Genomic DNA, 6,565 nt, shown 5'->3' with positions numbered 1-6,565 from the left:
GTAATCCTTCTAATTCATCAATGGCTTGAGACTGAACTTTTCCCCTTCCTAATATTCTCAACCACATTGTTTCTGGAGTTTTTGGTAATTGATGAATTACTACTATTGCTGTATGGAAATATTCTCCGAAAAAGTAAATTCCCGAACACCAGTTTTCTTCATCTAAAGTAGCTTGAAATCCATTTAATATATTCTGAGAAGCTGTCGGAGTTAATATCCATAATTTCGGATAGTCATCCATAGAAATACAAGTTTTATTTCGTTTCACTTCCCGTTGCATTTCTCCTTGAACTAGCAATAATTTGAGAAGACAACTATTAATTTAATTAGGAGTTACAGGATTATGATCAGGTTCAAATAATGCTGAAGTTTTAGCTAAATTACCTAATAATCCTAATAATTCAGGATTTCCTTGAAGTTGTGGTTTAGGAGAAAACCAAACATCTATTTGTCTGACTTCTCCTCTAACTTCACGAGCAGCTTTTACTTCCCCAATACTTGATAGTAATTCTTCTAAATATTGTTTAGCAAATTGATCGTGGAGGAATCTTGTCATTGGAGTTATTAGTGATTAATTAATGAAAGTTTGTTTTTCGGATGAAGAGAAAGAATGAAGTCAAAAATATTTACTCTTTTATTTAAGCTTAAATTGAGAATATCTTTAATATTTTAAAGTGAGCGATCGCTTACTCTATATTCTCAACTTGCTGCAAAAGTTGCCACCCTAATAACATTCCTACAAATATAGGTGGTATAAGTACAATTATTAGAGCGTTAATGGTCGTGGAAGGAATGGATAGATCGGGGCAAAAATATTTGATTAACAGGGAAAGTCCCGCAGAAAGAATGAGGACTTTGAGAATGAAAATTATTTGATTATTCATAACTTTTAGTAGGTTGGGTAGAACGATAGTGAAACCCAACAAATTTTGATTGATATTATATTAAATTGTTCATTATTTTTAGTAGGTTGGGTAGAACGATAGTGAAACCCAACCAATCTTAATTGATATTTTATTAATGATGTTGGGTTTCGTCCCTCAACCCAACCTACTTTTAGTACCTCACGGGCAACAGTTTTTAGTAGGTTGGGTAGAACGATAGTGAAACCCAACCAATCTTAATTGATATTTTATTAATGATGTTGGGTTTCGTCCCTCAACCCAACCTACTTTTAGTAATAAGGAGTCGTGACAATGCCTAAAAGTATTAATTATCATACCGAATTAATTGAGTTTTATTTTCTTTCTGATGACCTTTACCATAACTTGGCAATTTTTAACAAAAAACTTCAATAAACAGGTGAAATAGAATTTACAGCAGTTTTCATTTCGGTAGACCACAGTAGGGACGCCCTTATGCAACGTCCCTACGAGATTTTGGTTATGGCTCCGGTGGTTCATCGAGAGTGAAAAGCGCTGTAATCTTTTGCGGACTTTACTAGAATCTTTGGGTTGGAAAGTGGGAGTTATAGCAAGAACTGATTAGGATAAAACAGGGATAGTTAGACTCTTTAGTAGTTGAGCTTTAGTCCAAAAAAAATGAAAATTAAGGACTAAATCCCTACTAGGAATTTAGAACTTTTTGGGTTGTACCCCTTAAATCAATCTACTAAAAAAAATTTTCTGGGGGATGATATGAAATTTTGGTCAGGTGGGTAAGTTAGTTTCAGGAGAAAAAAATTATTCGTCCAATTAATTATTAGAGGAGAAATAACAATGAAAACTGAATTTAAAGCTAAGTTCTTACAACACGTTGCTAAGAAGAGAAAAGAAGAAGGTTTTACCCTAATCGAACTTTTGGTTGTTATTATTATTATCGGAATTTTATCTGCTATTGCTTTACCTTCCTTCTTAAACCAAGCTAATAAAGCTAAGCAGTCTGAAGCCAAGCAGTATCTTGCTTCTATCAACAAAGGTCAGCAAGCTTATTATGCTGAAAATGGTAAGTTTATCGTTAACACAACCTCTATTGCTCAATTAGGTCTGGGAATCAAGACTGCAACCAGTAACTACACTTATGCAATAGCTGGTGAATCAGGTGCTAGTGCTCGTGGTTGGACATCAAGTGCTGCTGGTGGATTAAAAGTATATGCAGGTATTGTTTTCCTTACAGAAGCTGATGGAGCAAATACTTCTCAAACAATACTTTGTGAAAGTAGTGCAGCAGCAACTACAGGAGCAGATCCCACTGCAGTCACTAGCTGTCCAACTGCCTATTCAGAAGCTCTGTAATTGTTTAACATAAACAGAAATTAATTTATTCAGTAAACTAAAATATTACTGTTTTCACTCTTAACACTAGAAGGTAGCGCGTCAAAACGCTACCTAATTTTGTAGGTAGCTTTATATTACTTGAGAATTTATGTCTAATGACACAACTAATTGGCAACAAGAGGTAAATAAATACTTCCTTGATGGTGGCTATCATCAAGCAGCTATTTTATATGAACAGGCAATAGATAGGAATCCTGAAAATAAGTCTTACTATTGGCAGTTGGGGTTGATTTTGCTATTGCAAGGAGAAGAAGAAGCAGCACAGACAACTTGGTTACTAGGAATGGCAAATGGGGAACCGGAGCAAGTCGAGCATTGGATGAGAGAGTTAATTCAAGTATTGGCAAAAGAGGCAAACCGAAGGTCTGCTCTAGAGGATTTTTCTGTTGCGTGGGCACTTCGGCAGCATATTCGGGAAATTAATCCCACCGAGATTGAAAATTTACTGCATTTAGTTGATTTATCAATTTCTTTAGAAAACTATACAGGAGAACAACTAATTGAATATGGAATTATAGATCAATTACAAACTGATCCACCTTTAGAAGTTGATTTAGATTTATTACATCATGTCTTGAAAAAACTGTTGATATACAATCCTATACATCAATCTTCTTTAGACTTTGCAGCAGCTTGTGTAAAATATATCAAACAGGCGAAAGAAGAAGAAGGAAAAGCTATTGTGAATAGCTTTACTCAAGTTTTGTATGAAGTTGCTTACTCATTTGCAGCAGTAAATATCGCCCGAGATTATGGAGATTTATTTCTACAGATTACACCCAAGAACCAAGGTTTATTGGGTACTATGTCTCAATTTTCTGCAGAATTAACAGAATATGTAAAAGCTATAGAGTATGCTGAACGTTCTTATGCTATTTCTGAAAAGTTACATCATAAAATTTATAATAACCACATCATACTGCGGGCAATGATGTCTGCGGGGGGTTATAACCAAGAAGCAAAAGCATTGATAGAGCGTCAAGAATTGTTAATAAAAGACCTGATCGAAAAAACACCATCAAAAGTTGGTCGAGAAGCAATGAGATTATATAATACCAGCTTTTTTTTCCCCTATGTATTTGATTGCCCCCAAAAAAATGTTAAACTACGCAGTCAGCTTTCACAAGCATGCCAAATTTATGTAGAAAAAACATCTGAGAATCAAGTTAATAAATACTGTCAAGGATTATCCCAAAGAAAATATTTATCAGAAAAACCTTTAAAGATTGGATATATTTCTCATTGCTTCAGAAAACATTCCGTTGGTTGGATTGCACGTTGGTTATTGAAACACCACAATCAAGATAAATTTCAAGTATATGCTTATTTATTAGGTTCTAAAAAGAGAGATGATACTTTACAAGAATGGTATGTCAATCAAGTAACTAAAGCACATTTATATGGAGGAATGGTTAGTTCAGAAGTAGCAGAACAAATTTATGCAGATGAGATAGATGTTTTAATTGATTTAGATAGTCTGACTTTAACTAATAGTTGTTGGATTATGGCATTGAAACCAGCACCAATACAAGTGACTTGGTTGGGTTGGGATGCTTCGGGAGTACCTACTATTGATTATTATATTGCCGATCCCTATGTTTTGCCAGAGGATGCTCAGAAGTATTATTCAGAAAAAATCTGGCGATTACCACAAACTTATGTAGCAGTAGATGGGTTTGAAGTTTCGCAGCCTAGTTTGCGTCGAGATAACTTAGATATTCCCAGTGATGCGGTGGTATATTTTACAGCTCAGAGGGGACCTAAATATAATCCTAATACAATAAGACTGCAAATGAAAATTCTGAAAGAAGTTCCCAACAGTTATTTTTTAATGAAAGGGTTTGGCAATGAAGAATTTCTCAATGAATTAATTATTGACACAGCAGCAGCAGAAGGTGTTAGTAGCGATCGCATTAAATTTACGGGTAGAGTTGCTTTAGAAGAAATTCACAGAGCAAATTTGCAGATTGCAGATGTTGTGCTTGACACTTACCCCTACAATGGGGCAACCACAACATTAGAAACTTTATGGATGTGTATTCCTATGGTGACAAAAGTTGGTCAACAGTTTGCTGCCAGAAATAGCTATACCATGATGATGAATGCTGGCATCACCGAAGGTATTGCTTGGAGTGATGAGGAATATGTAGAATGGGGTATTCGTCTGGGAAGAGATGAAAATTTACGGAAAGAAGTATCCTGGAAGTTACGCCAGTCTAAACGGACTGCACCTTTGTGGAATGCGAAACAGTTTACCCGCGAAATGGAAAATGCGTATCAGCAGATGTGGCAGATATATATTGATAATTAATAATTAATAATTAATAATTGAAGAGAAGCTAAAGAGTACAGAAATTTTATCGTTTTTAGGGGTGGGTAAATCAAGCCATGAAATCTAAGTTTGCATTATTAAAAAGCCGGGTTTGTTGAGGATAGATTGTAGTATAATAAAAAATTTAATACAGACCAGGTTTCTAATGTTTGAAAAAATCATAGCTAATACCACCAAAGCTGGTATTATGTAAAAATAAACTAACTTGTTGTTTTTATGATTAACAGATGCAGGTTATTAGCTATTGATATTTACAGCGCTTTTCAAATCAATGAACCATATCGCCATAACCAAAATCTTGTAGGGACGTATCGCTGCGCGACATGAAACGCATTTTTGTTATGCAACGTCCCTACTGTGGTTTACTAATCATGAAAACCGCTGTAAGGGAATATACCCTTAGCCATAGTGACTCTAAAGATACGTTAGATAATTGGTTTAAAGTTGTTAGTCAAGCTAATTGGTCAAATTTGCTTGATGTTAAATCAGTCTTTCCTTCAGCATAAATTGTTGGTAATTTTACAGTTTTCAATATTAAGGGCAATAAATATCGTTTAATTGTTAGTATAGATTACCAAAGACAATTGATTTATATTAAGTACATTCTCACCCATGCAGAATATGATAAGGAGTATTGGAAAAATGACCCTTACTTTTAGTTCAAAAAAATATAGTGAGTTGTTAGCTAAATATCAGCTAAAAGTAATAAAAACAGAGTCGGAAAATGAAAAAGCACTAGCAATTTTAGAAGAGTTAATGCACATTCAAAATCTGACTCCGGAGCCAGAAACTTTATATGAATTATTAATTGTTTTAATTGAAATGTTTGAGCAAGATTTTTATCACCCAGGTTCCGCATCAACTCCTGATTCAATGTTACGATTTTTGATGGAACAACAGGGAGTAAATTTTGCAGATTTAGTCAAAGTTATTGGTTCGGAGAGGGTAGGGATCGATTTGATTAATGGTACAGAAGAGATTACTTCAGAACAAGCTAAAATATTAGGAAATTTTTTTTAAAGTTAATTCTAGTCTATTTAGTTAAGAAGCGATCGCTACTGTTAAAATTAACATGGAGCAATTAACGGCTAACTATTTACGTCGGATAATTACAGGAAAAATAAATGGAAATGGCTAAAACAGTTGAATTAAATCACTATGGAGTATGGCAATCTGGTTATATTCTGCTGGCAGAAAATAACAAAAACTGCTTGTTAGCTAGACACTCTCTAGATAGTTGTGGTAGAAGCAATTTATCACAGCCTTTCATAACAGAAATTACAAATACTAGACTAGAGTCAGAAATAAAGCTAAAAGGTTTTTTCACAACTATTGAACAATTAATTGATTATCACATAAAATCATGGCATACGGATACACTAAAGATGGTTGCCGAGTTTACCAAGACGACAAAAGTAGATGGCTTATTGAAGACCATGATGGTACAGTTAGACAAGCAACACCAGAAGAAATTGAGGAAGCATACGGAGATTCAAGTCAATGATATTGTGATTGTAGTGGGTTGGCCAGGTAAATATCGGGTTGTCTACAAGACGAGGGAATTTGCACTTATTGAAGGTATAGATAGCAGTTGTGTACAGTTAGGGTGGACTAATGCTCCTCACTATGGTTGGTGCAGAGACTTTAAACATTATGTAGATTTATCGAGTCTTCAGAGGATAATGGATAATTGATAATTAAGTATTGGTGAATAAAATGATATTGCCTGGACTTATGAGTATATCCCCCCAACCCCCCTTTGAAAGGGGGGCTAGTAAGGGCACAAAGGAAATAATCAGGTGAGAAGGTACAAAATTTTTCATCAACTAATTACCTATATTATATATTTTAAGGTAATTTACGATCCCCTGCTATCTCCCCCCTTTCCAAACAAGATTCTATGCTATCTCCCCCCTTTCCAAACAAGATTCTATGCTATCTCCCCCCTTTCCAAACA

The 6,565-nt window shown here is 34.7% G+C and carries 8 protein-coding genes and 1 pseudogene; 6 read left to right on the top strand and 3 right to left on the bottom strand.

All coding sequences use genetic code 11. The features are described from left to right. From VKJ25_RS02350 to VKJ25_RS02340, 3 genes and pseudogenes are all read right to left on the bottom strand, one after another. Positions 1-268, bottom strand: a pseudogene (locus VKJ25_RS02350) (hypothetical protein); the annotation flags it as partial. A gap of 54 nt (positions 269-322) precedes the next feature. Then, a complete protein-coding gene (locus tag VKJ25_RS02345) occupies positions 323-556 on the bottom strand; it encodes a hypothetical protein (protein WP_324235017.1) in 234 nt (77 codons plus the stop codon). Positions 557-686: 130 nt separating this feature from the next. After that, positions 687-884, bottom strand: coding sequence for a hypothetical protein (locus tag VKJ25_RS02340; RefSeq protein WP_324235016.1), 198 nt, complete (start codon positions 882-884; stop codon positions 687-689). A gap of 834 nt (positions 885-1,718) precedes the next feature. On the opposite strand from VKJ25_RS02340, the gene VKJ25_RS02335 reads away from it, so the two are divergent. The 6 genes from VKJ25_RS02335 to VKJ25_RS02310 all read left to right on the top strand — a co-directional run bounded on the left by VKJ25_RS02335 (position 1,719) and on the right by VKJ25_RS02310 (position 6,302). Continuing rightward, positions 1,719-2,234 (top strand): type IV pilin-like G/H family protein, encoded by a 516-nt coding sequence (locus tag VKJ25_RS02335; RefSeq protein WP_324235015.1) that lies wholly within the window; start codon positions 1,719-1,721, stop codon positions 2,232-2,234. Positions 2,235-2,364: 130 nt separating this feature from the next. After that, positions 2,365-4,587 carry an O-linked N-acetylglucosamine transferase, SPINDLY family protein gene (locus tag VKJ25_RS02330; protein WP_324235014.1) on the top strand — a complete coding sequence of 741 codons (2,223 nt, stop codon included), beginning with the start codon at positions 2,365-2,367 and terminating at the stop codon, positions 4,585-4,587. 392 nt (positions 4,588-4,979) lie between these two features. Beyond that, positions 4,980-5,114: a type II toxin-antitoxin system HigB family toxin gene (locus VKJ25_RS02325; protein ID WP_324235013.1), complete on the top strand. Its 135-nt coding sequence runs from the start codon at positions 4,980-4,982 to the stop codon at positions 5,112-5,114. Further along, positions 5,115-5,267: a type II toxin-antitoxin system HigB family toxin gene (locus VKJ25_RS02320; RefSeq protein WP_324235018.1), complete on the top strand. Its 153-nt coding sequence runs from the start codon at positions 5,115-5,117 to the stop codon at positions 5,265-5,267. Continuing rightward, complete coding sequence (locus VKJ25_RS02315; RefSeq protein ID WP_324235012.1) at positions 5,251-5,628, top strand: helix-turn-helix domain-containing protein; 378 nt, start codon at positions 5,251-5,253, stop codon at positions 5,626-5,628. The genes VKJ25_RS02320 and VKJ25_RS02315 overlap by 17 nt, the downstream gene beginning before the upstream one ends. A 110-nt stretch (positions 5,629-5,738) precedes the next feature. Beyond that, positions 5,739-6,302, top strand: coding sequence for a hypothetical protein (locus VKJ25_RS02310; protein ID WP_324235011.1), 564 nt, complete (start codon positions 5,739-5,741; stop codon positions 6,300-6,302). The last annotated feature ends 263 nt before the right edge of the window (positions 6,303-6,565 follow it).

Source organism: Okeania sp. (genome assembly GCF_035285525.1).
Taxonomy (GTDB): Bacteria; Cyanobacteriota; Cyanobacteriia; order Cyanobacteriales; family Microcoleaceae; genus Trichodesmium.
This window is presented reverse-complemented; position numbering and strand designations above follow the sequence as displayed.